This is a genomic window from Kitasatospora albolonga, from assembly GCF_039535905.1.
GTDB lineage: Bacteria > Actinomycetota > Actinomycetes > Streptomycetales > Streptomycetaceae > Kitasatospora > Kitasatospora albolonga.
Map to the genome: position 1 here is coordinate 33,874 of NZ_BAAAYB010000161.1, position 24,061 is coordinate 57,934.

Annotated in this window: 23 protein-coding genes; 10 read left to right on the top strand and 13 right to left on the bottom strand. The window is 73.6% G+C overall.

Features of this window, described 5'->3' with window-relative positions; translation table 11 throughout:
- Window positions 1-97: 97 nt before the first annotated feature.
- The 3 genes from ABD946_RS41765 to ABD946_RS41775 all read right to left on the bottom strand — a co-directional run bounded on the left by ABD946_RS41765 (window position 98) and on the right by ABD946_RS41775 (window position 1,927).
- Window positions 98-583: an FBP domain-containing protein gene (locus tag ABD946_RS41765; protein WP_345290951.1), complete on the bottom strand. Its 486-nt coding sequence runs from the start codon at window positions 581-583 to the stop codon at window positions 98-100.
- Window positions 584-742: 159 nt separating this feature from the next.
- Window positions 743-1,417 (bottom strand): hypothetical protein, encoded by a 675-nt coding sequence (locus ABD946_RS41770; protein ID WP_345290952.1) that lies wholly within the window; start codon window positions 1,415-1,417, stop codon window positions 743-745.
- Between the two features lie 63 nt (window positions 1,418-1,480).
- A complete protein-coding gene (locus tag ABD946_RS41775) occupies window positions 1,481-1,927 on the bottom strand; it encodes a MarR family transcriptional regulator (protein WP_345290953.1) in 447 nt (148 codons plus the stop codon).
- Window positions 1,928-2,043: 116 nt separating this feature from the next.
- Here ABD946_RS41775 and ABD946_RS41780 point away from each other — a divergent pair, with 116 nt between their 5' ends.
- The gene (locus ABD946_RS41780) at window positions 2,044-2,889 is read left to right on the top strand and encodes an alpha/beta fold hydrolase (protein ID WP_345290954.1); all 846 of its coding nucleotides are present in this window, start codon (window positions 2,044-2,046) and stop codon (window positions 2,887-2,889) included.
- A 75-nt stretch (window positions 2,890-2,964) separates the two neighbouring features.
- Here ABD946_RS41780 and ABD946_RS41785 read toward each other — a convergent pair whose 3' ends face one another.
- The 3 genes from ABD946_RS41785 to ABD946_RS41795 form a co-directional block, all read right to left on the bottom strand.
- Window positions 2,965-3,729 carry a putative protein N(5)-glutamine methyltransferase gene (locus tag ABD946_RS41785; RefSeq protein ID WP_345290955.1) on the bottom strand — a complete coding sequence of 255 codons (765 nt, stop codon included), beginning with the start codon at window positions 3,727-3,729 and terminating at the stop codon, window positions 2,965-2,967.
- 152 nt (window positions 3,730-3,881) lie between these two features.
- On the bottom strand, window positions 3,882-4,124 hold the full coding sequence (locus tag ABD946_RS41790) for a hypothetical protein (RefSeq protein WP_345290956.1): 243 nt from the start codon (window positions 4,122-4,124) through the stop codon (window positions 3,882-3,884).
- Window positions 4,121-7,393 carry an SNF2-related protein gene (locus ABD946_RS41795; RefSeq protein ID WP_345290957.1) on the bottom strand — a complete coding sequence of 1,091 codons (3,273 nt, stop codon included), beginning with the start codon at window positions 7,391-7,393 and terminating at the stop codon, window positions 4,121-4,123. The genes ABD946_RS41790 and ABD946_RS41795 overlap by 4 nt, the downstream gene beginning before the upstream one ends.
- A 597-nt stretch (window positions 7,394-7,990) precedes the next feature.
- On the opposite strand from ABD946_RS41795, the gene ABD946_RS41800 reads away from it, so the two are divergent.
- Window positions 7,991-8,605, top strand: a complete 615-nt coding sequence (locus tag ABD946_RS41800; protein WP_345290958.1) for a YceI family protein — start codon at window positions 7,991-7,993, stop codon at window positions 8,603-8,605.
- Here ABD946_RS41800 and ABD946_RS41805 read toward each other — a convergent pair.
- Entirely contained in the window at window positions 8,592-9,581 is a 990-nt protein-coding gene (locus tag ABD946_RS41805) for a LysR family transcriptional regulator (RefSeq protein WP_345290959.1), read from the bottom strand. The two genes, ABD946_RS41800 and ABD946_RS41805, sit on opposite strands and share 14 nt — an antisense overlap.
- A 126-nt stretch (window positions 9,582-9,707) precedes the next feature.
- Here ABD946_RS41805 and ABD946_RS41810 point away from each other — a divergent pair, with 126 nt between their 5' ends.
- Window positions 9,708-10,958, top strand: a complete 1,251-nt coding sequence (locus ABD946_RS41810) for an MFS transporter (protein ID WP_345290960.1) — start codon at window positions 9,708-9,710, stop codon at window positions 10,956-10,958.
- A 181-nt stretch (window positions 10,959-11,139) separates the two neighbouring features.
- Here the strand turns inward: ABD946_RS41810 and ABD946_RS41815 are convergent, their stop codons facing one another.
- Window positions 11,140-11,649, bottom strand: coding sequence for a GNAT family N-acetyltransferase (locus tag ABD946_RS41815; protein WP_345290961.1), 510 nt, complete (start codon window positions 11,647-11,649; stop codon window positions 11,140-11,142).
- Window positions 11,650-11,755: 106 nt separating this feature from the next.
- Here ABD946_RS41815 and ABD946_RS41820 point away from each other — a divergent pair, with 106 nt between their 5' ends.
- Genes ABD946_RS41820 through ABD946_RS41830 form a run of 3 tightly spaced genes read left to right on the top strand, consistent with a single transcriptional unit; the run spans window position 11,756 to window position 13,479 of the window.
- On the top strand, window positions 11,756-12,160 hold the full coding sequence (locus ABD946_RS41820; protein ID WP_345290962.1) for a hypothetical protein: 405 nt from the start codon (window positions 11,756-11,758) through the stop codon (window positions 12,158-12,160).
- A gap of 24 nt (window positions 12,161-12,184) precedes the next feature.
- Window positions 12,185-12,697, top strand: a complete 513-nt coding sequence (locus ABD946_RS41825) for a thiol-disulfide oxidoreductase DCC family protein (protein WP_345290963.1) — start codon at window positions 12,185-12,187, stop codon at window positions 12,695-12,697.
- A gap of 11 nt (window positions 12,698-12,708) precedes the next feature.
- Window positions 12,709-13,479, top strand: coding sequence for a TetR/AcrR family transcriptional regulator (locus ABD946_RS41830; RefSeq protein WP_345290964.1), 771 nt, complete (start codon window positions 12,709-12,711; stop codon window positions 13,477-13,479).
- Window positions 13,480-13,504: 25 nt separating this feature from the next.
- Here the strand turns inward: ABD946_RS41830 and ABD946_RS41835 are convergent, their stop codons facing one another.
- Window positions 13,505-14,773, bottom strand: coding sequence for a GNAT family N-acetyltransferase (locus ABD946_RS41835; protein ID WP_345290965.1), 1,269 nt, complete (start codon window positions 14,771-14,773; stop codon window positions 13,505-13,507).
- Window positions 14,774-14,893: 120 nt separating this feature from the next.
- Between ABD946_RS41835 and ABD946_RS41840 the strand changes: the two genes are divergently transcribed.
- The 3 genes from ABD946_RS41840 (at window position 14,894) to ABD946_RS41850 (ending at window position 17,625) form a co-directional block, all read left to right on the top strand.
- A complete protein-coding gene (locus ABD946_RS41840) occupies window positions 14,894-16,423 on the top strand; it encodes a helix-turn-helix domain-containing protein (protein ID WP_345290966.1) in 1,530 nt (509 codons plus the stop codon).
- 148 nt (window positions 16,424-16,571) lie between these two features.
- Entirely contained in the window at window positions 16,572-17,039 is a 468-nt protein-coding gene (locus ABD946_RS41845) for an FxLYD domain-containing protein (RefSeq protein ID WP_345290967.1), read from the top strand.
- A 37-nt stretch (window positions 17,040-17,076) separates the two neighbouring features.
- A complete protein-coding gene (locus tag ABD946_RS41850; RefSeq protein WP_345290968.1) occupies window positions 17,077-17,625 on the top strand; it encodes an SMI1/KNR4 family protein in 549 nt (182 codons plus the stop codon).
- Window positions 17,626-17,659: 34 nt separating this feature from the next.
- Here ABD946_RS41850 and ABD946_RS41855 read toward each other — a convergent pair whose 3' ends face one another.
- The 4 genes from ABD946_RS41855 to ABD946_RS41870 all read right to left on the bottom strand — a co-directional run bounded on the left by ABD946_RS41855 (window position 17,660) and on the right by ABD946_RS41870 (window position 22,971).
- On the bottom strand, window positions 17,660-18,901 hold the full coding sequence (locus ABD946_RS41855; protein WP_345290969.1) for a C40 family peptidase: 1,242 nt from the start codon (window positions 18,899-18,901) through the stop codon (window positions 17,660-17,662).
- 293 nt (window positions 18,902-19,194) lie between these two features.
- Window positions 19,195-20,157 carry a hypothetical protein gene (locus ABD946_RS41860; protein ID WP_345290970.1) on the bottom strand — a complete coding sequence of 321 codons (963 nt, stop codon included), beginning with the start codon at window positions 20,155-20,157 and terminating at the stop codon, window positions 19,195-19,197.
- 55 nt (window positions 20,158-20,212) lie between these two features.
- Window positions 20,213-22,021 (bottom strand): threonine/serine exporter family protein, encoded by a 1,809-nt coding sequence (locus ABD946_RS41865; protein ID WP_345290971.1) that lies wholly within the window; start codon window positions 22,019-22,021, stop codon window positions 20,213-20,215.
- Window positions 22,022-22,332: 311 nt separating this feature from the next.
- A complete protein-coding gene (locus ABD946_RS41870; RefSeq protein ID WP_345290972.1) occupies window positions 22,333-22,971 on the bottom strand; it encodes a DedA family protein in 639 nt (212 codons plus the stop codon).
- 123 nt (window positions 22,972-23,094) lie between these two features.
- Between ABD946_RS41870 and ABD946_RS41875 the strand changes: the two genes are divergently transcribed.
- Window positions 23,095-24,057 carry a cation diffusion facilitator family transporter gene (locus tag ABD946_RS41875; RefSeq protein WP_345290973.1) on the top strand — a complete coding sequence of 321 codons (963 nt, stop codon included), beginning with the start codon at window positions 23,095-23,097 and terminating at the stop codon, window positions 24,055-24,057.
- Window positions 24,058-24,061 lie beyond the last annotated feature (4 nt).

The following is a 24,061-nucleotide window of genomic DNA, read 5'->3' on the forward strand; positions in this document are numbered from 1 at the left end:
GCCCGGGAGCGTCGCACGGCACGCACCGGTCCGCCAGGGAATTTGCCGGCCCGGCCGGTCGGCGAGGGCGGCAGGTGACGGTGGCTCAGGCGGTCGCTCAGGTAGTGACCTTGGCGATGAAGGCGGCGAGGTTGGTGGTGGTGCGGGTGATGCGCTCCTCGAGGGTGAGGGTCTCCTGGAGGCGGGTGCCGGACTGCTGGGGGTTGCGGAGGTGGTGGGAGCAGGCGAGGTCGGTGCAGAGGTAGACGCCGACGGAGTTGCCCTCGCGGCCGGCCTTGCCGGCCTTGGGGGCGACCATCAGGGAGACGCCGCCGACGTGGGTGGTGACGCAGACCGAGCACATGCTGCGGCGGGCCTGCCAGGAGGCGGCGGACGGGCTGCGCAGGACCAGGCCGGTGGGGACGCCGTCGAGTTCGGCGACCAGGTAGGCGCGGTCGGGGGCCTGGGGGTCGCGCCAGCCGAGGTAGTCGAGCTCGGGCCAGGCGCGGTCCGCGAGGTCGCGCGGGACGGCCAGGCGGGAGGCCTCGCCCTTGGTGCAGTTCACGAAGGAGGCGCGGATCTGGGGTTCGGTCAGCGGCTTCATAAGGGTGAGGTTATTTTGCCTAAAGGTTTTAGGCAAATGCTTAATAGGCTCAGGTGAGAGGATGCCGATGGCACGCGCAGGAGGCCTGGGAACGGGCACTGGAGGCGCTACTGCGGAACTGGCCGGAGGTCGGAGCCGAGGGGTGACCCCGAGGGAGAATCAGGGACGGCCGGCGCTCAGGAGAGCGAGGACGTAGCGCTGGTCGGCGGTGAGGCGGGTGGGGTCGAGACCGTTCAGCCAGGTGAACAGTTCCGGGCCGACGTGGAGTTCACCGCCGTGACCGAGCCGGAGGGTGTCCGGCCGGTCGTACAGCAGCCAGTCATCGAGCAGCTCGGAGAGTTGGCGGTCGGCGGCCGGGAGCCCCTGGGCGGGCCAGCGGTCGAGCCACGGGGCGAGGGTGCCGGCGGCGGCGGCGAGCAGGTCGAGGACGCGGCTCACCGGCACGCGCGTGGGGTGGTGACGGAGGGTCAGGTCGAGCCAGGTCCGCCAGATGCCGAGGAGGGCGGAGCGTTCGGGCTCCGGCCAGAGCTGCCACCGCGCCTGCCGGAAGCGGGTGCCGACGGTGCCCTCACCCACGCCCAGCGAGTCGGTCGCGACCGCACGCATCAGACGGGGCGCCAGGCGGCGGATCAGGGCCGGGTGGTCGTTCCAGTGGCCGGGCGTCCTGATGACCGCGGTGGCGAGCAGACGGTCGGGCACCGCCTCGGGCGGCCCGGCGAGGGCGGCCAGGTCCGCCGGGGTGCAGCAGTGGCCGCAAGCCTCCGCGCGGAAGGGGGCGACGGCGGCGGGGAACGCGTCGAGGGCTGCGTGCAGCTCCTGCCAGGAGTCGGTCATGGGCGGCCCGTTCGGGACTCCGACCGGCGGGGCCGGTGAAGGTCCGCACGTTACCAGGGTGGGTCAGGGGCGGGCGGTGGGGCGGAGGTGGTGGGCCAGGAGGTCCAGGGCGGCGGTGAGTTCGCGGAGTTCGGCCGGGGTGGCGTCCGGGAGGGCGGCGGCCAGGGCGGGGCCGATCGGGGTGGCACGGACCTCGGCCACCCGGGGGCTCGGCGCGGCGGCCGGGTGGAGGAGGGTGCGGCGGCGGTCGGCCGGATCGGGAGACGCGTCGACGGAGCCGGCCTCGCGGAGGCGGGCGACGGCGGTGGAGACCTGACTCTGCGGCAGGCCGGTGCGGCCGGCGATCTCGCCGACGGTGGTGCCGTGGTGGGCGGCCACGTCCCCCGCGACGATCAGGGTCAGCCGGGCGCTGCCCGACTGGCGCTCGGCGCCGCCGGGGGGTTCGGGGAGGGCCTCCTCCCCGATCTTCATCAGGGCACGGCCCAGCAGGAAGAGCTCGACTCCGTTCATGGGGAAGACGGTACATCTCCATGGATGCATCTATCTAGATACATCTAATTGGATGCGATACGGTGGGAACATCGCCGGGCGGAGTGACCGTCTGGCCGGCCCGAGGGGGAACCACCATGCCCGAGCTCGTCGTCGACGGAGCCGTCCTGCACTACCAACTCCGTGGCACCGGACCGCTGTTGCTGATCTCGCAGAGCGGCGAGGGCGACGCCGACCGCAGCACCGACCTGGTGGACACCCTGGCCGACAGCTTCACCGTCCTCACCTACGACCGGCGCGGCCTCTCGCGGAGCCTGACCGCCGAGGGGCGCGACGCCGCAGCCGTGGCGGACCACGTGGACGACGCGCACCGGCTGCTGGCCGCCCTGACGGACCGACCCGTGCCGATGCTCGGCTGCAGCCTCGGCGCCGTCATCGGCCTGCACCTCGCGGCCCGGCACCCCGAGCAGCTCTCCACCCTGATCGCGCACGAGCCGGTGGCACCGTGGCTGCTCGGGGCGGAGGAACGGGCCCACCACGCGGCGGAGTTGGCGGAGCTCCAGGAGCTGTACCTGCGGGACGGGTTGGCGGCGGTGCTGCCGGAGATCGCGCGGGTGCTCGGCATCGACACCACGGGGCGGGACGTGGAGGAGGGTCTGACCCCGCAGCCGATGGACGCGCAGCGCCGGGCCAACTTCGACCGCTTCCTGCGGCACGACTTCACGGCGCTGCTCCGGGACGACCTGGCGCCGGACACCGTGGCCGCCTCGCCGGTCCGGATCGTCCCCGCAGCCGGGGTCACGACTCCGGGGGAGGTCTTCGACCGGCGCTGCGCCGACGCGCTGGCCGAGCTGGTGGGGACGGAGGTGGCCGAGTTCCCCGGTGGTCACAACGGGAACACCAGCCACCCCCGGGCGTACGCCGCGCGGCTGGTCGAGGTTCTGCTCGAGGAGGCCGGGACCGCGGCACGTGCGACGGCCTGACGTGCCCCGATCCCACGAACCGCGCGGTTCCTGGCGTCCCAGGATCACCCCGTGCGGCCTCATCGCCCGGAGCGGTCAGGTGGGCAGGGTGCCGACGACCACGGTGGCGTCGTGGGGAGCGGAGGTGGTGGTGCGGGGCCGGAGGCCGGCGGCGGTCATGGTGGCGGCGGTGGCGGGGGCCTGGCGGGCGCTGGTCTCGATCAGGAGGTGGCCGCCGGGGGCCAGCCAGCGGGGGGCGTCGGCGATGACGCGGCGTTGGACGGCGAGGCCGTCGGGGCCGCCGTCGAGGGTGGCGAGGGGTTCGTGGTCGCGGGCCTCGGGCGGGAGGAAGCGGATCTCGTCGGTGGGGACGTAGGGGGCGTTGGCGACCAGGACGGTGATCCGGCCGCGCAGACCGTCGGACAGCGGGGCGTACAGGTCGCCCTGGTGGAGGCGCGCGGAGGCGGGCAGGTTGCGGCGGGCGCAGGCGACGGCGGCCGGGTCGAGGTCGGCGGCGTGGAGTTCGGCGTGCGGACCGCGGGCCAGGACGGCCGCCACGGCACCCGCGCCGCAGCAGAGGTCGAGCACGACGGAGTCGGGCGCGAGGAGCGCGGCGGCCTGTTCGGCCAGGTACTCGGTACGGCGGCGCGGCACGAACACGCCGGGGCCGACCGCGATCCGCAGGCCGCAGAACGCGGCCCAGCCGAGCACGTGCTCCAGCGGGTAACCGGCGGCCCGACGGGCCGTCATCTCGGCCAGCTGGGCGGGCCCTTCGGCGGTGGCGAGCAGCAGCTCGGCCTCGTCCTCGGCGAAGACGCAGCCGGCGGCGCGGAGGGTGGTGACGGTGGTGGCGTACGACACGGTGAGATGCCTTTCGAAGCTTCGAAGGGCGCTCTCGGGTCCGGTCGGTCAGACCGGACGGGAGACGGAGGAGAGCACCCGGACCTTCACAGCGGTAATGGGTCTCACCTCCTCAGCAGGCCCGTGGACCATGACCACGGGGGAGTTGCACTCTATCGGACGCCGGGCTCCGCGCCGGTCATCCGGCGGTAGTCGGCGGCCAGCACGGCCGCGAGGTCGCGGCCGCCGAGGCGGATGCCGGACGGGCCGAGGGCGTCGAGCGCCGTCCCGCCGTCCTCGGGGTCGGCGGCCGCGGGCGCGGGCGCGGGCGCGGCGACGGGATCGGCGACGGGGCCCGCGGCGAGGGTGAAGGAGCCGTCCCAGAAGTGCTCGGGCACCTGCTGAGCGTCCGTCATGTCTCCTCCTCCAAGGCCTCTGTGGCGAGGGTGACCAGTTCACGCAGGGCGGCCGGGTCGAGCTCGGTGAGCCAGCGCTCCTCGGCGGCGACCGCCTGGTCGGCCAACGAGCGCTTCGCCTCGATGAGTTCGCCGATCCGCTCCTCGACGGTGCCGACGCAGACCAGTCGGCGGACCTGGACGGCCCGGTGCTGACCGATCCGGTGGACCCGGTCGGTGGCCTGGTCCTCGACCGCCGGGTTCCACCAACGGTCCAGATGGATCACCTGGTTGGCGGCGGTGAGGTTGAGCCCGGTGCCACCCGCGCGGAGCGAGAGCAGGAAGACCCGGGGTCCGTCCGGCTCCTGGGCCTGGAAGCGGGCCACCATCTCCTCGCGGCGGTGGCGGGGCACACCACCGTGCAGGTAGAGCACCTCGGTGCCGAGCCGCTGGGCCAGGTGCGGCTGGAGCCGCCGCCCGAACTCGGCGTACTGGGTGAAGACCAGCGCCCGGTCACCCTCCGCCAGCGCCTCGGTGAGCAGTTCCTCCAGCCGGGCCACCTTGCCCGAGCGGTCCCCCAACGGCGAACGGTCGTGCAGGAGTTGGGAGGGGTGGTTGCAGACCTGCTTGAGCCGCCCGATCGCCGCCAGCACGGCACCCTTGCGCTCCACGCCCCGGATGCCCTGGAGGCGGTGGAGCAGCTCGGCCACCACGGCCTGGTACAGCCCGGCCTGTTCGGCCGTCAGGTGACAGCGGACGGTGATCTCCTGCTTGGCCGGCAGCTCCGCAGCCACCGCCGGGTCCGTCTTGCGGCGGCGCAGCACGAACGGCCCGGTCAGCCGCCGCAGCCGCTCTCCCGCCGCGACGCTGCCGTGCTGCTCGACCGGCAGGCCGAAGCGCTCGCGGAAGACCTCGGCGCTGCCGAAGAGGCCGGGGTTGGCGAAGTCCAGCACGGTGTGCAGCTCGGACAGCCGGTTCTCCACCGGCGTGCCGGTGAGGGCGATCCGGTGCACGGTGGCGGGGATCGAACGGAGCGCCCTGGACTGGGCGGTGGCGGCGTTCTTGACGTGCTGCGCCTCGTCGGCGACCACCCGGCGCCAACGGACCCTCCGCAGCAGGCCGGCGTCGCGCTGGAGCACGCCGTAGGTGGTGATCACCAGGTCGGCCGCGGGCAGCGCGGAGGCGCGCTCGGCGCCGTGGTGGACGTGCACCCGCAGCATCGGCGCGAACCGGGCCGCCTCGCGCTGCCAGTTGCCGACCAGGGACATCGGACAGACCAGCAGGGTCGGGCCGGGCGGGCCGGGCGGGCCGGGCGGGCCGGTGGCCCCGGCGTGGTGCTCGGCCGCCAGCAGGGCGAGGGTCTGCACGGTCTTGCCGAGCCCCATGTCGTCGGCCAGCACCCCGCCCAGGCCGAGCCGGGACAGGGCGTGCAGCCAGGCCAACCCCCGTTCCTGGTACGGCCGGAGGGTCGCGCCGAACTCGGGCGGCAGCGGCGGGGCGGTGGTGTCCACGGCGCGGCCGGCGAGCAGCTCACCGAGCGGGCCGGTGGCCGTGACGGCGGTGACCGGCAGCCCGCCGGCGGTGGCGGACGGGTCGAGGGCCAGGCGCAGCAGGTCGGCGGTGTCGATGGTGCCGCTGCCGTGCCGCTCCAGGAAGCGCAGCGCGGAGGCGATCTGCCCGGCGTCCACCTCCACCCAGCGGCCGCGCAGCCGCACCAGGCCCTGCTGGGCCACCCCGAGGTCGGCCAACTCCTGTTCGGTGAGGGTGATTCCACCGAGGGCCAGCTGCCAGCGGAAGTCCACCAGCGAGTCCCGGTCCACCTGCGCCTCGCGCTTCACCGAGCCGGGCGGGGTGACCCGGGCGGCGGTGAGGGCGAGCCCGAGGCGTGGACGGCGCTGCCACCAGGTGGGGAGCAGGACGCCGAACCCGGACTCCGCCAGGGCGGGAGCTGCGTCCCGGAGGAACCCGAGGGCCTCCTCGCGGCCGAGCCGCAGCGCGGTCGGACGCGAGCCGGCCAGGGCGGGGCGCAGCTCGGGGCGGCGCAGCGCGGCACGGTGCAGCTCGATGGCGAACTTCTCCTGAACGTCCGGGACTTGGCGGACGAGCGCAGCGGCTGCCGGGCCGTCCGCCCAGAGCTCGGCGGCGGGGAGGAGGAGGGAGGGCCGGTCGATTGCCTGGAGCAGGAAGTCGAGCCGCCAGTCGTCCTCGTCGGGGCGGCCCTCGGGGTCGCCGTCGCCGGGGCCGAGCGGCTCGGAGAGCCGGAAGCAGAGGCGGAGCGTACGGCCGGGGGCGGGGTCGCCCGCGTACCAGCGCGTCAACTCCTCTTGGAGGTCGGCCAGTTCGCTGCCGAGGGGGGCGTGGTCGGGTGCGGCCGGCAGATCGGGGGCGGGTGACGGGGCGGGCTCGACCGAGGTCGGCGATCCGGTCCCGGCGGGCGTGGACGGGGAAGCGGAAGTGGGTGCGGGTGCGGGTGCGGCGAAGGTGCCGTCGGGGGCGTGGAGGGCGGCCAGCCAGTCGGCGACCGCGCCCTCGCCGGCCGGGGCGGGCGCACCCTCCAGGGCCACCCGCACCTCGCGGTCCGTCAGCGCGTCGAGCAGTACGGCGACCAGCGCGTCCGCCGCCGCCGGGGTGAAGGACTGGGCTTCGGGGGCCACGGCCGGGACCTCGGCGAGGGCGATCGGCGGGCAGCCACGGGCCAGCGCCTCCGCCTCGGCCCGGGCGGACCGGTCGGGTGCGGGCTGCCAGTGGGCGTACGGGCGGCCGTCCCGTTCCCGCAGGACGGGAAGGACGCGGCCCCGTCCGGCCAGCCGCCAGGCGAGGTCGTGGACAGCGGTCAGCCAGCGGAGCGAGGCACCGTAGGCGAGCTCCACCGGGCCTTCGGCGTCCGGGAGTTGGAGGGTGGCTGCGCCCCCGTGGGGGTCGTAGAGCTCGCCGAGGAGTTGGGCGGCGGCGGTCGACGGGAAGAGCAGGACAGGCACCCGCCAGTCAGCGAGCGTGACCCCTTGGCCGATGGCGCCGACGGGCAGCTGCGGAGAGGGCGTGGGCGCCCCGCCGAGGCCGGGCAGCCGCAGCGTGCCCCACCGCTCGGGCGCCTGCCCGGCCAGCCAACCCGCCCCGGGCCCGAGCGCCGCCAGCAGTCGGGCCACCTCGGCGGCGGGGCAGGCGTAGGGGTGCGCAGCGGAGGGGCCCCGGCGGGTGGGCGGCGTACGGGGGGCGGCGAAGGCCCGGGCATCCTCCGCCCAGAGCGCGAGCTGCCCGTCGGCCCGCCAGAACGCGTGCAGCGCGTACATCGGCGCACACCCCTCCTGGCCACGGACGTTCTCCTCGACCTCCCACCCTAGAGGGACCGCCGGACACTCCCGCCGGGGCAGGCCGGAGCGGAGCACAGGGAGACGGTGGCGGGGGCAACTGCGCGCAGCGGGAGGGATGGCCCGCGTGCCGGGTACGGGCCTTCACGTGCAAGTGGCCGTCCGCACCCGACACAAGGGCGATGCCTTCCGATTCGCGCAGTTCCTCGCGCCCCCGGCCGCCTTCGGCGACCCGAAGGCGACCCGGAAGCGGGCGGCGCGAATGGTGGTGGCCAACCCGGGGGCGCGGGGAACTGCGCGCGGCGGCAGGGACGGCCCGTGTGCCGGGTACGGGCCTTCACGTGCAAGTGCCTGTCCGCACCCGGCGCACGGGGCGGTGCCTTCCGATTCGCGCAGTTCCTCGCGCCCCTGACCGCCTTCGGCGGCCGGCCCGAGGACGGGCGGAAGCGGGGCCGGATGGGGTGTTCCAAGCCGACCCACCGGCTTGTGGTTGAACTTTGAACGAAATGGGTCTACGGTGGAGCCATCAACAAAGTTGAAGCCTCAACAACTGGCTTCGCACCCCGAGGAGCAGCAGCCATGGGCATCTTCAACCGCAACAAGACCGCCGCGACCACCACCACCGCCGTCGCCGAGCGCCCGGCCGGTCCGGACCTCGCCCACCTCACCGGCGACTACGCGATCGACGCCTCGCACAGCCAGATCGGCTTCGCCGTCCGCCACGCCATGGTCACCAACGTCCGCGGCCAGTTCACCGAGCACGAGGGCCTGCTCAAGCTCGACGGCACCACCCCGGAGAACTCCACCGCCGCCCTGACCATCAAGGTCGCCAGCATCGACACCGGCAACGGCCAGCGCGACGAGCACCTGCGCACCGGCGACTTCTTCGCCGCCGAGAGCTTCCCGGAGATCACCTTCCGCTCCACCTCCGCCGAGCGCCTCGACGGCGACTCGTACCGGATGACCGGCGAGCTGACCATCAAGGACACCACCCGCCCGGTCGTGCTCGACCTGGAGTACACCGGCAGTGCCACCGACGTGTACGGTGCCCAGCGGGTCGGCTTCGAGGGCTCGACCACGGTGGACCGCACCGCCTGGGGCCTGAGCTACAACGCCGCGCTGGAGACCGGCGGCGTGCTGATCGGCGAGAAGGTCAAGCTCAGCTTCGACATCTCCGCCGTCAAGCAGGCCTGACCGCGGCCGGCTCCCCGAGCAGTGCGGCGTCCTCGGCGGGCAGCCAACTGCCCGCCGGACGGCGCAGCCAGCCCTCACGGGAGGCGAGCCGTCCGGCCGCCTCGCGCAGGGCCCGCAGGCCCGGATGGCGCTCCCCCGGCCGGTGCACCAGGCTGACCAGGGCGAGCGGTACCGGCTCGACCAACGGCAGGGTCACGGCCCCGGGTATCCCGGGGCCGCCCGTCGTGGTGAGCATGGCCTCCCCGTGCCGGGTCAGGTAGTGCCCCACCTCGTCCACCCCGACCGGCGGTGTGTGCGGAGCGGCGGCCACCAGGCCGAAGGCGTCGAGCAGCCGGCGCCCCAGGTCGGTCCACTCGGTGGTGGTGGGATTGCCCGCGCAGACGTCCACCGGATGCCCGGCCAGCGCCGCCAGCGGCACCCGCTCCAGCTCCGCCAAGGGATGCGAAAGCGGCAGCATCACCGCCATCTCCTCGAAGCGCACCGGCAGTTGGGCCAGACCGGCCCGGACTCCGGGCGGCAGCCCGGCGAAGCGCCCGAACGAGGCGTCCAGCCGGTACGCCAGCAACTCCCCCGCCGCGGCGGCCAGTCCACCGTGGAAGCGGGCCAGCAGCTCCTGCCCGGGGCAGGCCTCCCGGGCCTCCGTCAGCACCCGGACGGTGGTCAGGTCGTCCCCGCCGACATCGTTGTTGAGGTCCACCAGCAGCGGCCGCCGGATGTCCGGACCTGCCAGCAACTCGTCGTGCAGGAGCAGGAGTTCACGCACCTTCGGCAGCAGCCGCTCCCCCTCCGGGGTGAGCCGCACGCTCCGGGTGGTCCGGTCGAAGAGCCGCTGCCCGAGCGTCTCCTCCAGCGCGCGGACGTCCCGACTCAGCGCCTGCTGTGCCACGTGCAGCCGCTCGGCCGCTCGGCCGAAGTGCAGGGTGTCGGCGGTGGCCACGAAGCCGCGCAGCAGCCGGGGATGGAGATCACGGGGCATCCGGGCACCCTAGCCGATTGACAACACGACTGTGTCAATGGCGCCGAACAGGTGTTGGACCGGGTGGCGGGACGGTCGTCAGGGTGGGTGTCACGCCCCCTCCGCTGACGTCCGCTCAGGAGCTCCGTGTTCGCCTCGTACCGCCGTCTGTTCGCCGCGCCCGGCGCGCTCGCCTTCACGCTGAGCGGGCTGCTGGCGCGGCTCTCCTTCTCGATGACCGGGGTCTCCGCCGTGCTGATGGTGGCCGCCCGGCGGGACTCGTACGCGCTGGCCGGGGCGGTCTCCGCCGCCGGGGTGGTCGCGGTGGCGGTCGGAATGCCGCTGCTCGGGCGGCTGGTCGACCGGTACGGGCAGGCGCGGGTCTCGGTGCCGTGCGTACTGGCCGGCGTCGGGCCGATGGCCGGGCTGCTGCTCTGCGCCCGGTACGGCGCGCCGGCCTGGACGCTGTTCGTCTGCTACCCCCTGGCCTCGGTGCTGCCCAACCTCGGCGGCATGGCCCGGGCGCGCTGGGCGCACCTGTACGCCGACGACCCCGAGGCGCGGCACACCGCGAACGCGCTGGAGCAGGCGCTCGACGAGGTCTGCTTCATGGCCGGACCGGTGCTCGGCACCGCGCTGTGCACCGGCCTCTTCCCGGAGGCCGGGCTGCTGGTGGGGTCGGTGCTGGGCGGGGGCGGGGTGCTGCTGTTCGCGGCGCAGCGGCGGACGGAGCCTCCGGTACGGCCCTCGTCGACGGTGACGGAGGGTCAGGCGGGCGGGGTGCTGCGGGTGGGGCGGCTGTGGCTGCTGGTCGCGGTGTTCGCGGCGACCGGACTGCTCTTCGGCTCGATGGAGGTCACCACCGTCGCGTACGCAGACGCGCTCGGCCAGCGGGCCTCGGCGGGGTGGCTGCTGGGGCTGGTGGCGGCGGGGTCCGGGCTGTCGGGGTTTGCCTTCGGGGTGCTGCGGACCCGGATCGGGGCGGCCGGACGGCTACTGGCGGGGTTGGGGGTGCTGGCCGGGCTGACGCTCCTCCCACTGGCGGTCGGTCAGGCCGGGGGCGGGGTGGCGCTGCTCGGGCCGGCGCTCTTCGTGGTCGGGGTGGCGGTGGCGCCGACGATGGTGACGGGGATGACGCTGGTCCAGGAGGTCCTGCCGGCGGGCCAGTTGAACGAGGGCATGGGCGTCGCGGTGGCCGGGATCCTGGTCGGGATCTCCGCCGGGGCGGCGGGTGGCGGGGCTCTCGCGCAGCACGCGGCCCCCGGGACGGGCTACCTGATCACGGCCGGGGCGGCGCTGCTGGCTCTCGCCGTGACGACTGCGGGGTACCGGGGACTGGTCGGCCCGGGGGCGCGGGGAACTACGGGCGGGGGAACGGCAGCACGTGCAACTGGCTGACGTGCCCCGATCTCACACCAGACCGCCTTCCGAATTCGCGCAGTTCCTCGCGCCCCCAGAGGCGTAGCCACTCCCGCCAGCACTGGGCCACCTCTCGACTCGCGCCCACGCGGCGGAGCCGCAGGTCAGCGGAGCCTCGCGCCCCCGGCGCGCCCCGACAAGCCGCCGCCAGCCCCCGGACCTAGCCGTCGAGGAAGGTGTACTCGTACTCCGGGAGCGGGTGGCCGCCGGGGAACCAGCCGGTGCGGGTGTCGGTGCGGGTGGCCCCCTCGCGTTCGTAGAAGGCGACGGCGCGGGCGTTGCCCTGGAGGACCTCCAGGTAGAGGGCGACGTCGCGGCAGTGGTCGCGGCAGGCGTCGAGGAGGCGGGCGCCGATGCCGCCCCCCGTGAGTCCGGGGCGGACGTGGAGGTTGTCGAGCAGGACGCGGCCGTCCGGCTGGGGCACCAGGTAGGCGAAGCCGACGAGCTCTCCCCCGCGCTCGGCGACCAGCAGGTGCGGGGTGTTGGCCGGTTCGCCGTAGTCGGCGGTCAGGCGCAGGTCCCAGAGTTCGCGCCGTTCCTCCGTCAGACCGTCGCCGAGGGCCTCGGCCGGGACGATGCCGGCGTAGGCGGTGCGCCAGCTCGCGCTGTGCAGGGCGGCGACCGCGGGGGCGTCGGCGGGGGTGCCGGGGCGGATGAGCGACTGGTCCATGCCGAGAGCCTGCCACAGCCCACCGCCACCCCATCTTGAACATGTTCAAGAATCGCTCTACAGTCATGCCCAGAGCTTTTGAACACGTTCGAAAAGGAGCAGTCCCATGGACCTCACGGTCATCAGCTACGCCGTCTACCTGCCCGTCGCCGCCGGTGTGACCTTCTGGGTCGCCCGCACCCTCAGCCGCAACGGCCGCCTCTTCCTCTCCGACGTCTTCGCCGGCGACGAACGGCTCGCGGACGCCGTCAACCACCTCCTGGTGGTCGGCTTCTACCTGATCAACCTCGGCTTCGTCGCCCTCTGGATGCGCAACGACCGCCGGGTCGAGAGCGCCGCCGGGGTCTTCGAGGCGCTCTCCTACAAGCTCGGCACCGTGCTCCTGCTGCTGGGCGTGATGCACCTGGGCAACGTGTACGTGCTCAACCGGATCCGCCGCCGGGGTTCGCTGGAGCAGCAGCAGCGCCCGCCGGTCGCCCCGCAGGGCTTCGTCGCCCCGTACCCGGCCTGACCGGCGACGGGGGGCATGACCACCATGACGACGATCAAGGCCACGGCCGCCGCGGCACCGGTCCGCTGGCTCACCGTGCTGCACGATCCCGACTGCTCGCTCTGCCGCCACCTCGCGGCCTGGCTGCGCGGCCAGCCCAAGCTGGTGCCGCTGGAACTGGTGCCGGTCGGCTCGTACGTCGCCCGGCAGAAGTTCCCGACGCTGGACCACGACGCCTCGCTCGGGGAGCTGACCGTGGTCTCCGACAGCGGGGAGGTCTGGCGCGGGGCCCCGGCCTTCGTCACCGCGCTCTGGGCGCTCACCGAGCACCGGCCGCTGGCCGTCTCGCTCTCCACCCCGGCGGGGCTGCCGCTGGCACGGGCCGCGGTGTTCGCCGTCAGCGCGTACCGCCGGGCGACCGGGGCCGGCGTCCCGGCCGGGGCCCCACCCGTGCCCGCACGCGCGCCAGGGCCCGTACCCAGGGCGGAGGGCTGGCCGCCGAGCGGTCCGGTCTGTGACGACGGCTCATGTCCGGTGTCGGCCACCCCGTCCGGGTAGGCTCAACCAGCGTGGAGCAGCCGAACCAGCACGAGAGCGACAACAGCCCCGCCGAGCAGGCCCCCGAGCTTCCGGGCGGTCGCGCCCTCCCCAAGACCGGGAAGAGCGAACAGACCCGGGCGCTGATCCTGGACACCGCGATGCGGCTGTTCAAGGAGCGCGGCTACGACAAGACCACCATGCGGGCGATCGCCTCGGAGGCCGGGGTCTCGGTCGGGAACGCCTACTACTACTTCGAGTCGAAGGAGTTCCTGATCCAGGGCTTCTACGACCTGATGACCTACGACCACGCCGCCGACGCCAAGGCCCGGATGGAGGGGCACAAGGAGTTCGCGGACCGGCTCCAGATCGCCCTGGAGTCCTGGCTGGACACGGCGGCGCCGTACCACGAGTTCGCCTCGCAGTTCTTCCGGACCGCCGCCGATCCGAACAGCTCGCTGAGCCCGTTCTCCAACGAGTCGCACCCGGCCCGGGCCACCGCGGTGCAGCTGTTCCGGGACGTGCTCGACGGCTCGGAGCTGAACAGCAAGCTGGACGCTGAACTGGCCGAGCTGCTGCCGGACCTGCTCTGGCTGCACCTGATGGTCGTGGTGCTGTACTGGGTCTTCGACCGCACCGAGGACACCGAGCGGACCCGGGAGTTCGTCCGCCGCTCGACCCCGTTCGCGGCCAAGCTGCTGACGCTCTCCCGGTACCGGGTGTTCCGCCCGATCGTCCGGGACGCCAAGGGCCTGATCCAGGACTTCATCCTGCCGACCATCGGCCGGACCCAGAAGTCCTGAACCACGCCCGCCTGGTGACGACCCGTCAGAACGGCTCCGGGTTCCACGCCCGGAGCGGGGTGCGCAGCAGCAGGTCGGCGGTGGCCGCCGCGCCGGGGCGCAGTTCGGTGACCAGGCCGGCCAGGGCTCGCCGGGAGGCGGACTCGGAGCCCAGGTAGAGGGCGCCCAACTCCGCCGCGTCGAGCGCGAGTTCGGCCGGCTCGTCGGTCGGCTCGACCCGGCCGGTGCCGTCCGCGGCCACGGTCAGCGCCCAGCGGCCCTCGGCGTACCCGTGCCGGTCGGTGACCTCCAGCACCAGGCGGCCGGGGGCGGCGTAGGTGCGGGCGGCGAAGGCGGCCGGGACGTCCAGCAGCCGGAGCCAGGTGGCGTCGCCGAACTCCTCACCCGGCCGGGCGTGCCGCGGGTCCTTGAGCCAGAGCGGCAGCGGGTCGTCGGCGCCGAGGTTCTCGACCACGACGGTGCGGACCCAGTCCACCGCGAAGACCAGGCGCCAGAGGGCCAGGGCCGCGGTGGTGTCGATCGCGAGGAAGTCGTCGACGGTGAGGGTGCAGTTGGGCAGGCCGTTCTCCCAGACGTCGTCCACCCGGTAGGTGGCGATGCCCGCGACGGCGCCGTCCGCGTCCCGGTAGACGGCGGCGAACGGCTCCTTCCAGTCGAAGCCGGGCGCGGTCAGCTCACCGGTGTACATCTTCCACCGGTACGACTTGCGCTCGATCGCCCCGGGCTGGGTGAGCCGCCACCGGTCGTAGAACTCCGGCCCGATCTTGCGGAGTTCCTCCATCGAGGCGAAGTCCACCCGGCCGGGGGTCGGCGGCAGGTCCCCCCGCAGGCCGCCGCTGCCGACGGCGTCGATCTTCAGCGCCTCGACCCGGGAGGAGGGGCCGAAGCCGAAGCGGCCGTAGATGGTGTACTCGGCCGCCAGCAGGATGGCGACCGCGCAGCCCCGGGCCTTGGCGTCGGCCAGGTCGACGGCCATCATCCGGCTGAGCAGACCGCGCCTGATGTGCGTGGAACTGACCGTCACGGCGGAGACCGCGTCGGCCACGACGGTGCCGCCGCCCGGGACGGTCAGCTCGGTGTCGAAGCTGCGGAAGGTGGCCACGCAGCGGGCCGGGTCGAAGGGGTCGAACGCGCCCTGGAAGCGGTTCGGCTCGAACTGGAGACGGCGGAACTCCCCGCCCTCCCCGATGTGCGGCCGCAGGAAGCCCCGGGCCAGCGCGCGCTCCCAGGCAGGGAGCTCGTCCTCGGTGATGTAGCGGATCTCGACCTGGTCGCCAGGTCCGTCGTTGCCCATCCCGTCACCGTACGACGCACCGTCAGGCCTCGGCATCCGTATTTCACCCGGCCGGCTCCCAGGGAGCTCCGAGGGACTCCACAGCTTTCCTCATCTCACATATGAGATATCGTCTGGCGAATGAGCGACGACTATCTCAAGCGCATCGGCGGTCTCATCCGCACCGCCCGCGAGCACAAGGGCAAGACCCAGGGCCAGCTCGCGGAGGCGCTCGGCACCAGCCAGAGTGCGGTCAACCGGATGGAGAAGGGCCAGCAGAACCTGACGCTGGAGATGGTCGCGCGGATCGGCGAGGCGCTGGACAGCGAGATCGTCTCGCTCGGCTACGCCGGCCCGATGCACCTGCGGGTCGACGGCGGACGGCAGTTGAGCGGCGCCATCGACGTCCGCAGCAGCAAGAACGCCAGCGTCGCCCTGCTCTGCGCCTCGCTGCTCACCACCGGCCGCACCACGCTGCGCCAGGTCGCCCGGATCGAGGAGGTCTACCGCATCCTCGAGGTGCTCTCCTCCATCGGCGTCAAGGCCCGCTGGGTCAACGACGGCCGCGACCTGGAGCTCACCCCGCCCGCCGAGCTCGCCCTGGACTCCATGGACGAGGCCGCCGCGGTGCGCACCCGCAGCGTCCTCATGCTGCTCGGCCCGCTGATGCACCGCGCCGAGCAGTTCCGCATCCCCTACGCCGGCGGCTGCGACCTCGGCACCCGCACCGTGCAGCCGCACCTCGGCGCCCTGCGGCAGTTCGGCCTGGAGGTCGCCGCGACCGACGGCAGCTACCACGCCCAGGTCGAGCCGGGCGTCTCCCCCGGGCGGGCGATCGTGCTGACCGAGCGCGGGGACACCGTCACCGAGAACGCGCTGATGGCCGCCGCCCGGCACGACGGCGTGACGGTGATCCGCAACGCCAGCCCCAACTACATGGTCCAGGACCTCTGCTTCTTCCTGGAGCAGCTCGGCGTGGAGATCGAGGGCATCGGGACCACCACCCTGGTGGTGCACGGTCAGCCCGACATCACCTGTGACGTCGACTACGCGCCGGCCGAGGACCCGGTCGAGGCGATGAGCCTGCTGGCCGCGGCCGTGGTCACCTCCTCCGAGCTGACCATCCGTCGGGTGCCGATCGAGTTCCTGGAGATCGAGCTCGCCGTCCTGGAGCAGATGGGCCTCGACTACGACCGCACCCCCGAGTACCCCGCCGCCAACGGCCGCACCCGGCTGGTCGACCTGACGGTCCGTCCGTCCAAGCTCACCGCCCCCGTCGACAAGATCCACCCGATGCCCTTCCCCGGCATCAACATCGACAACGTCCCCTTCTTCGCGGTGATCGCGGCCGCCGCCCACGGCACCACCCACATCAACGACTGGGTCTACGACAACCGGGCCATCTACCTCACCGACCTGACCCGCCTCAACGCCGACGTCACCCTCCTCGACCCGCACCGCGTCCTCGTCCAGGGCCCGACCCGCTGGCGCGCCGCCGAGACCGTCTGCCCCCCGGCCCTGCGCCCCGCCGTCGTCCTCCTGCTCGCGATGCTCGCGGCCGAGGGCACCTCGGTCCTGCGCAACGTCTACGTCATCAACCGCGGCTACGAGGACCTGGCCGCCCGCCTCAACTCCATCGGCGCCAACATCGAGACCTTCCGCGACATCTGACGGTCGGACGGCCCACAGGGGCTCGGCACCGGCAGTCCGGTCCGCCGGCGCCGAGCCCCTCGCTCGATGCGATAACAGGTTCGCAACTCCCGCACAGCGCAACCACATTGTGCGCAAGCATCTCCCGGAACCCAACCCTGGAGAGAACATGCGCACCCTTTCCTCCGGTCTCGTCGGCGTCGGGCTGCTGCTCGGGCTGACGGGCTGCATCGTGCCCGCAGTTCCCACATCGAAGGCGAGCAACACTGCGGCACCCGTACCGGCGGTCACCGACGGCCAGCAGCCCGCCTCCTCGGCCCCTGCCGCTCCGGCCGCTCCAGCGGGTGGAAGTGACAAGCTCAAGGACGCGGAGATCACCGGCTGCAAGGTCGACGGCGTGCTGGGCTGGCCGTCAGCCGATGTGAAGGTGACGAACCACTCGTCGAAGACGTCGAACTACATCGTGTCGATCGAGTTCGTGGACGAGTCCGGCACCCGTGTCGGCGAAGGCATCGCCGCAACGAACAATCTGGCTCCGAACCAGGCAGCGGCACTGAAGGCTCAAGGCACCAGCGACTCGAAGGGCAAGAAGCTCTCGTGCAAGGTGACCAACGTGACGCGGTACGCCTCTCCGTGACCCGGCGGTGTCCTAGGCGGTGGCTAGCCTCGGGGGCATGACGATCTTCGAGGGCCGGGGGTTTCCGGCCGGGCTGGCCGCCGCCCTGTCCGTTCCGTTCGCGGAGGAGGACGGGGTCGACTTCGAGGCGCTGGCGTCGTTCCTGCCGGAGGCGGAGGCCGCGGCGTGGTTCCGGCGGTGGAGCGGGAACGAGGGGTGCGGCGACGCGGAGTTCCTGGTCTTCGGGGCCGACGGGGCGGGTGGGTACGGGGCGGTGTGGGTGACCAGGCCCGGGCGGCCGGTGGAGGACCAGCCGGTGGTGTTCCTCGGGTCGGACGGGGACGCGGCCGTGGTGGCCCGGGACCTGGGGGACTTCCTCTGGCTGCTGGCCGACGGGTTCGGGCCGCGGGAGGCGGCCGGGCACGCGGCGGGCCGGCGGCGGACGGGGCGGCCGCACGCCGGGCTGACGGCCGTGGCGGAGCGGTTCGCGCCGGGGCCGCGACGGCCCGGGGCGATCGTGGTCGAGCAGGCCGGGCGGGAGTTCCCGGACTTCGAGGACCTGGTGTACGGGATGGGCTGGATCGCGGAGGGCCCGGCAGCGGGCTGACGGCCGGTCAGGAGCCCGCGTCCGGGGCCGGCTGTCAGGGGCGGCCGTAGAAGTCGGGGCGGCCCATGATCCAGAGGCTGGCCTGCTTGATGGCGGTGCCGGGGCGGGGGGCCTCGATCATCTGGTCGTCGCCGATGTAGATCGCGACGTGGTGGATGTCGCGGGCGCGGCCGGTGTCGGTCCAGAAGACCAGGTAGCCGGGGCGGAGTTGGGCGTACGAGACCGGGGTGGACTCGGCGTACTGGTCGGCGGCGAAGTGGGTGAGGGACTTGCCGCCGCGGCGCCAGGCCATCATGGTCAGGCCCGAGCAGTCGTAGCCGGCCGGGCCCTCGCCACCCCAGATGTAGGGCAGGCCGATCTTGGAGCGGGCGAAGGCGATGGCGGCGGCCGCGCCACCGGCGGACCACGGGGTTTCGGCCGCCGCGTAGCCGTCGGAGGAGTGGGTGGTCGCGGCCGCGGCGGCAGCGGCGGCGGCCGCTTCGCGGGCGGCGGCCTCCTCGGCTGCGCGGGCGGCCTCCGCGGCCTGTTGGGCGGCGATGGCTTCCAGGGCCTCGCGGCGCTGGCGCTCGAGTTCGAGGGTGGTGCTGCGGGCGGCGGCCAGGGCGGTGAGGAGCTGTTCGCGGCGGGCGGTGATCTCGGTTACCTGGGTCTGCTGGGCGGCCAGCCGGGTCTGGGCCACCTCCTTGGCGAGGCGGACGGCCTCGGCGGCGCGGGCCGCGTCCTCCTCGGCGGCCCGGGCGGCCTCGGCGGTGCGGGAGGCCTCGGCGGCGGTGGAGGTGGCGGCGTCCAGGATGGCCTTGGTGGTGGAGCCGATCACGCCGACGGCGGCGGCCTGGCGGCCTGCGGCGGCCGGGCCGTGGGCGCCCAGCAGGGCGTCGATGGCCGAGAGTTGGGGGCCGGCGCCGCCCTGGCGGTAGGTCTCGGCGGCCAGGGCGGCGGCGGTGTCGGCGGCCTCGGCGCGGGCCGCTTCGGCGGCGGCGGCCTGGTCGGCGCGGGTGGCGGCCTCGGCGCGGGCGCGCTTGAGGTGGGCCTGGGCTCCGTTGTAGGCCTCGACGGCCTGTTCGGCCTCGCGGCCGGCCCGGTCCAGGTCCTTCTGGGCGGCGGTGAGGCTGGCCTCGATGGCGGTGGTGTCCGCCTGGGCGGAGGCCTCGTCGGCCTGGGCGGCGGCGATGTCCTCGGTGGACGGGTAGGGGTCGGGGGCGGCCACGGCGGCGGGGAGGAGGCCGAGCAGGCCGGCGAGGGTGAGGAGGAGGGTGGGGAGGATTCTTCGGGTCACGGGGGTGCCCTCCTACGCCGTCTGACGATCAGCCAACTATCCCATCAGGTGACAAATCAGTCACTGTCGGTCATAGTCTCAGACCTGACGACAACTCAGGGCCATCCCCACACTGCCATCCGGGTGAGATGTCGGATTGTCGCCCGGGCGACCAGAGCGGGGCCGCCCGCGGCGGGCCTGGTGGAGGGGCGGGTGGCGGAGGGGCGGTCACCAGCCGCCGGGCGGGCGCCGGGCGGCGTCAGCGGCGATTGACGGACGCTCAGGTCTTTGCCCCGGAGGGGTGACGCGGCCGGTCAGCGGCGGGCGTAGGGGCGGGGGCGGCCGGCGTGGACGGTGCGGCGGCGGCGGGCGGCGGGGGTGCGGCGGTCGGGGGCGGTGGCACGGGGGGTGGGGCTGCGGTCGGCGAGGCGGGCGTGGCGGCGGGCCAGGGAGCGGGCGGCGTGCGCGTCGAGGTGGGCGGTGGCGGAGGCCGCCATCCGTTCGGCGACGCGGTGGGCGGCCGGGTGGTTGGCGGGGACCTTGTCGGGGGCGCCCGCGATCAGGTCGAACAGCCAGGTGCGGGCGCGGTCCGCCCGGGCGTGCAGCCGCCGTTCACGCCGGAGGGCGCGCGCCCTGCGGCGCGGACGGCGCTCGTAGCGCCAGCGTGCCCAGGGGCTGCTGGGGCGGGCCAGCCGGACGGCGCCCACCCAGGAGATGCCGGGCACCATGATGCCGAGCAGGCCGGTCCACATCTTCCCCTTGAAGAGGGTGACGATCGAGGCCAGGGAGTTGAGGGAGATCACCGCGACCAGCCCCCACCGGGTGTCCTCACCGGGAACGACCCCGAGCGGGACGTAGCCGATCAGCAGCAGCCCGGTGACCAGGATGCCGATGATCACCGCGTCCACCGACTTGCGGCCCTGCTCGCTCCAGTAGACGTCGTCCAGGTGCAGGATCAGCGCGAACTCGTCCAGCACCAGCCCGCAGCCGATCCCGAAGCAGAGGCCGAACCAGTCGATCCACGGGTGCCCGCCGCTGGTGGCGAAGACCCCGATGCCGCCCAGCAGCAGGAAGCCCAGGCCGAAGACCATGTGGTGGATGTGCAGGCCGCCGGGCGTGATGTTGCCCGGCCACCAGCGCACCTTGGCCCGGATCATCCGGACGCTGAAGCGGATGAAGACGAAGGACGAGATGAAGCCCACCAGCAGCAGGAACAGCGGCTGTTTGTGGGCGGCCACGATGTGCGTCCGGTAGCCGTCCAACAGGTCTTCGATCACGGGCCGTACCTCTTCGTCCTCTGCTTCGCCGTACCCCGGTCCCCCTGACGGTAGGTCAGAAGCCCCGGGTGCGTTTGGCGGCCCGACGGGGCACCAGCAGGTACGGGGCCAGGCGCTCGCCCGCCGTGCCGGGGCCGCGCAGCACACCGCCCGGTCCGCCCAGGGTGCTGGGCGTCTTCATGGTCAGACGCGCGACCTCGCCACCGAGGTTCACCCCGACCGCGAGCGCCAGGGCCAGGGTGGCGGCCCGGCCGACCTGGACCACACCGCCGACCGGGTTGTTCTGGGTGAAGGCGAGCATGCCGAGGTAGATCGCCGAACCGGGCATCAGCGGGCCGATCGCGGCGGTGACGAACGGCAGCGAGGAGGTCGCGTTGTAACGGGCCATCAGCTGGCCGAACAGGCCGACCACCCCGGCCGCCACGCCGGTGGCGACGATCGGGGAGGCGCCGGCGTTGTAGGCCAGCACGCCGTAGGTGGACCAGCCGATGCCGCTGTTGAACACCACCGGAAGAAGGTTTCTGCGGCTGGTCTGGAGCAGCATCGCGAAGGCCAGGGTGAGCACCATCGCGGCGCCCAGCTGGATCGGCGGGTCGCTGATCCCGATCAGGCTCTCGCTGGGGTTGAGGTTGGGGTCGAACTTGGAGCCGGTGTAGAGCACCAGCATCACGCCGATCACGATGCCCGCGACCAGGTAGAGCACTTCCAGCAGCCGGGCCGCGGCGGTGATGTAGAAGCCGGTCAGGCCGTCCTGCACCGCGGCCACCAGGGCCCGGCCGGGCAGCAGCGCGAACAGGCCGCCGGTGATCACCACCGAACCCCGCAGGCCCAGGTGGTTGAGCGAGAGGATGATGCCGGAGACCGCGGCCGGCATCGCCGCGATGACGAACTGGTAGAACTCCGGCAGCCCGCGCCGGGCGATCGCCGAGGCCAGCTTGTCGCCCAGGATCGCGGCCACGAAGCCGTTGGCGAAGACCAGCCAGCCCTTGGCGTCCAGCTTGCCGCCGACCAGGAAGGTGGCCGCGCCGGCCAGCAGGCCGGTGGCCAGCGAGAGCAGCCAGGCCGGGTACGGGTGCCGGTTGCGGCGGATCTCGGCGAGGCGGCGGTAGGCGTCGTTGACGGTGAGGCGCTCGGCGGTGATGTCCGAGACCAGGCGGTAGACGGCAGCCAGCCGGGTGTAGTCGGAGGTGCGGCGGCGCACCACCCGGTCGGCGGTGACCGGCGGTTCGACCAGCGAGGGCTGGTGGGAGATGCCGATCAGGGTGAAGGTGACCTGCGGCTCGCAGTGGTCCAGGCCGAAGGCGTGCGCGATGCCGAGCATGGCCGCCTCGACGTCCTCGGCGGCCTCGCCGCTGGCGAGCAGCAGCTCGCCGATCCGGAGGGTGAGGTCGAGGACGCGGGGGACGTTCTTGCGGACGGCGGCGGCCTCGGGCTTCTGCTCGGGCTGGGTCCGCTCGTACTTGGGGCGCTCGGCCATCGGGGTCTTGAGCAGGGTGCGCATCCGGTCCGGCCAGGGGGCCTGACCGGGGGCGCCCTGACGGAGCGTCTGGACGTTGATCTCGACGGTCTGTTCCATCGCCGCGGTGCGCCAGACCTCGGGCGTGAGGGTGTCGTCGGAGCCGTGCCCCGGCAGCGGGACCTCCCCGGTGGACTCGGCCGGGGAGAGCAGGCCCTCGGTCTGCTGCGGCCTGGGCGCCAGCGGGATGACGTGCGGCTGCTCGACCGGCGGGGCGGCCGGGCCGAGCAGGCCCTCGGTGGGCGGGGCGTCCCTCGGAGTGGGCTGCTGCTTGGGCACGGGGCGCGGCGGGCGGCCGCCCCTGACCTTCTTGGCCCCGCCCGGTCGTCCCCGGCCCCGCTTCGGCACTGCCTCTCCTCGCCCCGTCCCGCATGGTGATCGTCGCTCCCACCATGCCTGATGAGCTGCGCGGATGCACAACGCCTCCGGCGGGGAACGGAGGCGGAGGGGGTGGCGCCCGGTCACAGGACCGGGGCACGGCGCCTCCGGCGGGTGGGAGGGCCATCGTGCCTGATCGGAGGGGCGGAGGGGAGGGGTCCGGATGAACGCGGGGGCGACGCGGGACGCACAACGGCCCCCGGCAGGAGAAGGCCGGGGGCCGTGCGGGTACGACGGGTGAGCACCGTGCGTCGTACCCGGGCTGTGGGGGTGACGGGCGGTCAGGCCACGGGCTGCCGGGGCTTGCGGCGGGCGCGGAGGAGTTCGACCGCGATGGGGAGGACGGAGAGCAGGACGATGCCGACCAGCATGGCCTCGATGTTCTCGCGGACGAACGGGACCTGGCCGAGGAAGTAGCCGAGGACGGTGACGCCCGCGCCCCACAGGACACCGCCGAGCACGTTGTAGACCACGAAGGTGCGGTAGTTCATCCGCCCGACGCCGGCCACGATCGGGGTGAAGGTCCGCACGATGGGGACGAAGCGGGCCAGCACGATCGCCTTGGGGCCGTGGCGATCGAAGAAGGCGGCGGCCTTCTCCACGTTCTCCTGCTTGAACAGCTTGGAGTCCGGCCGCCGGAACAGGCTCGGTCCGACCTTGCGGCCGAAGAGGTAGCCGACCTGGTCGCCGACCACCGCCGCGACCACGATCAGGGTGCAGACCAGCCAGAGCGGCTGCTGGAGGTAGGTGCCGTCGGCCACCAGGAGGCCGGCGGTGAAGAGCAGCGAGTCCCCCGGGAGGAAGAAGCCGATCAGCAGGCCCGACTCGGCGAAGACGATCACCAGGATGCCGATCAGACCGAAGGTCGAGATCAGGTGGTCGGGGTCGAGCCAGGAGGGGCCCAGGGCAAGGCTGGTCACGGTCAGGGACTCCTCGGGCAGGTTCGGGAGAGTAGGACCTTGGCAATGAAATGGTAAAGCATTCGCCAAGTGCAGCCCTTGAACCGCCGCCTACACCGGGCATACCGGGCACAATGACCGCCCATGAGCACCGAACCCGAGGAGCCCGAGGAGCAGGAGAGCCTGGGCACGGTGATCGTGGCGGGGCTGTGCAACCTCGGGATCGCCGTCGCCAAGGCGGTGGCCGGGGTGCTGAGCGGATCGAGCGCGATGCTCTCCGAGGCCGCGCACTCCTTCGCCGACACCGTCACCGAGCTGCTGCTGTTCGCCTCGATCAAGCGCGGCTCCCGCCCCGCCGACGACACCCACCCCTTCGGGTACGGGCGCGAGCGCTACCTCTGGGCGCTGCTCGCCTCCTTCGCCACCTTCGTCGGCGGCGCGGTCTTCTCCGTCCACGACGGGATCCACACCCTGCGGTACGGCGAGGAGCTGGGCAGCCCGACGCTCTCGTACGCGGTGCTCGCGGTCGCCTTCGTGCTGGAGGGGATCTCGCTGCGCCGGGCGTACCGTCAGGTGCGCGGCGAGGGGCGGAGGTTCGGGACCGGGCTCGTCACCTACCTGCGGCACACGCCGGACACGGCGGTGAAGGCGGTCTTCCTGGAGGACTCGGCCGCGCTGGCCGGACTGCTGCTCGCCTTCGGCGGGCTGCTCGGCGCCCAGCTGACCGGCTCGCCGGTCTGGGACGGGACGGCCTCGCTGCTGATCGGGCTGCTGCTGGCCTGGGTCGCGTACGTGCTGGCCCGGGACAACTCCTCGCTGCTGATCGGCCGGGCGCTGCCGCAGCCGCTGGAGGACCGGATCGAGGAGACGCTGCGCCGCCAGCCGCACGTGGAGGCGGTGCTGGAGCTGGTCACCATCGTGCACGGACCGCAGGAGGTGCTGGTGGCGGCCAAGGTGGACTTCCACGACCTGGCCACCGCCGCCCAGGTCGAGCAGGCCTGCGACGCCGCCGAGCGGGCCGTCCGGGCCGAACTCCCGGCCGTGGCCCGGGTGTTCCTCGACCCCACCCCGGGGCCCGCCGCGACGGCGGGACGGGCCCCGGGGTGACGGC

Bases quoted from the DNA above. Each gene is read 5' to 3' on its own strand.
- ABD946_RS41765 (WP_345290951.1), bottom strand. From the start codon at position 583: ATGAAGCCGCTGACCGAACCCCAGATCCGCGCCTCCTTCGTGAACTGC.
- ABD946_RS41770 (WP_345290952.1), bottom strand. From the start codon at position 1,417: ATGACCGACTCCTGGCAGGAGCTGCACGCAGCCCTCGACGCGTTCCCC.
- ABD946_RS41775 (WP_345290953.1), bottom strand. From the start codon at position 1,927: ATGAACGGAGTCGAGCTCTTCCTGCTGGGCCGTGCCCTGATGAAGATC.
- ABD946_RS41780 (WP_345290954.1), top strand. From the start codon at position 2,044: ATGCCCGAGCTCGTCGTCGACGGAGCCGTCCTGCACTACCAACTCCGT.
- ABD946_RS41790 (WP_345290956.1), bottom strand. From the start codon at position 4,124: ATGACGGACGCTCAGCAGGTGCCCGAGCACTTCTGGGACGGCTCCTTC.
- ABD946_RS41795 (WP_345290957.1), bottom strand. From the start codon at position 7,393: ATGTACGCGCTGCACGCGTTCTGGCGGGCCGACGGGCAGCTCGCGCTC.
- ABD946_RS41800 (WP_345290958.1), top strand. From the start codon at position 7,991: ATGGGCATCTTCAACCGCAACAAGACCGCCGCGACCACCACCACCGCC.
- ABD946_RS41805 (WP_345290959.1), bottom strand. From the start codon at position 9,581: ATGCCCCGTGATCTCCATCCCCGGCTGCTGCGCGGCTTCGTGGCCACC.
- ABD946_RS41815 (WP_345290961.1), bottom strand. From the start codon at position 11,649: ATGGACCAGTCGCTCATCCGCCCCGGCACCCCCGCCGACGCCCCCGCG.
- ABD946_RS41820 (WP_345290962.1), top strand. From the start codon at position 11,756: ATGGACCTCACGGTCATCAGCTACGCCGTCTACCTGCCCGTCGCCGCC.
- ABD946_RS41825 (WP_345290963.1), top strand. From the start codon at position 12,185: ATGACGACGATCAAGGCCACGGCCGCCGCGGCACCGGTCCGCTGGCTC.
- ABD946_RS41835 (WP_345290965.1), bottom strand. From the start codon at position 14,773: ATGGGCAACGACGGACCTGGCGACCAGGTCGAGATCCGCTACATCACC.
- ABD946_RS41840 (WP_345290966.1), top strand. From the start codon at position 14,894: ATGAGCGACGACTATCTCAAGCGCATCGGCGGTCTCATCCGCACCGCC.
- ABD946_RS41845 (WP_345290967.1), top strand. From the start codon at position 16,572: ATGCGCACCCTTTCCTCCGGTCTCGTCGGCGTCGGGCTGCTGCTCGGG.
- ABD946_RS41850 (WP_345290968.1), top strand. From the start codon at position 17,077: ATGACGATCTTCGAGGGCCGGGGGTTTCCGGCCGGGCTGGCCGCCGCC.
- ABD946_RS41875 (WP_345290973.1), top strand. From the start codon at position 23,095: ATGAGCACCGAACCCGAGGAGCCCGAGGAGCAGGAGAGCCTGGGCACG.